Here is a 1,876-nt window from a genome sequence, read left to right on the forward strand (position 1 = left end):
TCTGCTCAGGCGGTTTGCATGATTGCCGCTTTTCGCACTTTGTTAAAAAGGCTTTAGCCTATTGGTACAGCTTCTAAAGCTGTGGGCTATATTATTGCCTTCACACTTGATGATTATAAGCGCAGGACACTCCTATCCTTATGCCCCTCGGAGACCTGTTCGATTGATGACCTTATAAACATTCCCCTGCCTAATGATTCCCAGAAGCTTACTCTGCTCAAACAATTCCTCAAGTGGTGTGCGTTTGACTTGGAAGCCGAAGTGCGAGAGCTGTTTTGCCAATCTTCTCTAACAAGCGGATGGAAAGTATTGTCCAGATGCGTGCCAGGAAGAAAACGCTGGCGCAGATTGGGGATGCTTTTGGAGTCACTCGTGAGCGGGTACGGCAGATTGAGGCAAAGGCCAGACGCAAGTTCTCGCGCTACTACAGCCATATTCGGCTGATTACAAGAATTTCCGCAGAGAAGAATGGTGCATCCACGGTATCCTCAAACGACATTGAGGGCTACTGCAAGACAAATGTCACGGAACTGCTGTATTTCCTCCGCAACTATGAAAACGCACACTATACATATGATGAGCAACTGGATATCTTCATCATTGGAGATGACTCACTCCAGGAGCGTGTGCGCGCTACGATCGATAGGCTACCAGACATCGTAAATGTTAACCAGCTTTCAACCATCTTGGATGAAGCAGGCGAAGATGGCGATATCCCGATAGGCATTCTCCAAAAAGCTTTCGTGGAAGCTTATCGCCTGACAGGGGATGTATATCATCGCACGCGCCTGTCCCTTGCTAAAGTCTATAAAACTGTTCTGAAGAAGCATTATTTTGACGGGATTAGGGCATACGATCCCGATGCACTTCAGGAATTCCGCAGGATAGTTATCGATGAATTCGGCGATGTGGGTATGCCGGAAAATGACCGCGCCCTGACGGCCAGGATTTCTAGCATCTGTATTCTCTGCAATCGGGGGATGTATATGCCGAAGCGGGCAAAATACATTTCCAATGGTCTCGCTGGCCGCATTCTGCAATATATAGACGAGAGCGACCTGAAAATATTCTTGATGAACACCCTTTATAGTGTGTTTGAACGTGAGTTAAATGAAGAGGGGGGTATTCAATAAATACTATCTCCAGGGGATTTTGCGTGAGTTCTGTTCGGACAAGTATTACTTTAGACGGGACTACATCTCCAAGGATGCGGAGGCTACATCCCTCTATGCTTCTGTGGTGAACTTTATCAAAAAATCCAAATACCCCGTGCAGAAGCAACAAATCAAGAACACTTTTCCTGGGATTACGGAAATCGTTATCAACCTTTCTGTGAGCGACCCGGAGGTGTTGAACTACTTCGGTGCATATCTTCATTCCAGCCGCTTGGTTATTTCGAGCAAAGAACAATGGGATTTGCGGCACATCCTTATCGAGATTGTGTCTGACCACAAAGCGCACCACGGGACAGAGGTTTACGAGACGATCCAGCGGCAGATGCCCACAGTGTTTTCCCAGAATTCTGCGATGTACTCGTTTAGTGCATTTAGTATCTTGGAATATCTGTTCAGGGACACCTTTCAATTTTCAAGGCCCTATATAGCCGAACTAGGCGTAGAGATCGGGCGTCCTGGCGAGCGTCTGCATGATTTGATTTATAGCGGGGATGAATTTGCAATATCCGACATAAAGGAGTTCTGCAAAGAGCATCGCTTTCAAATCCAGAGCCTGCTCGATTATGGGAATGCTTGCAATGACCGCTTCTTCTGGCGGGACAAATACACAATAGTCTCCATTGAGCAATGTCAATAAGTTAAGCAAGCAATAGACAACCGGAAGCGTGAATTGTTAAAAAAAGGGGGGCAACAAAGGAGGA

The 1,876-nt window shown here is 46.5% G+C and carries 2 protein-coding genes; both read left to right on the top strand.

From position 1 onward, the window contains the following. Positions 1 to 299: 299 nt before the first annotated feature. Entirely contained in the window at positions 300 to 1,133 is an 834-nt protein-coding gene (locus tag NFS22_RS24220) for a sigma factor-like helix-turn-helix DNA-binding protein (protein WP_420908912.1), read from the top strand. 19 nt (positions 1,134 to 1,152) lie between these two features. Beyond that, the gene (locus tag NFS22_RS23460) at positions 1,153 to 1,812 is read left to right on the top strand and encodes a hypothetical protein (RefSeq protein ID WP_251320036.1); all 660 of its coding nucleotides are present in this window, start codon (positions 1,153 to 1,155) and stop codon (positions 1,810 to 1,812) included. The last annotated feature ends 64 nt before the right edge of the window (positions 1,813 to 1,876 follow it).

This window comes from Flintibacter muris, from assembly GCF_943192995.1.
Lineage (GTDB): Bacteria > Bacillota > Clostridia > Oscillospirales > Oscillospiraceae > Lawsonibacter > Lawsonibacter muris.

Coding starts and splice junctions, on each gene's coding strand:
- NFS22_RS24220 (WP_420908912.1), top strand. CDS start 300: ATGGAAAGTATTGTCCAGATGCGTGCCAGGAAGAAAACGCTGGCGCAG.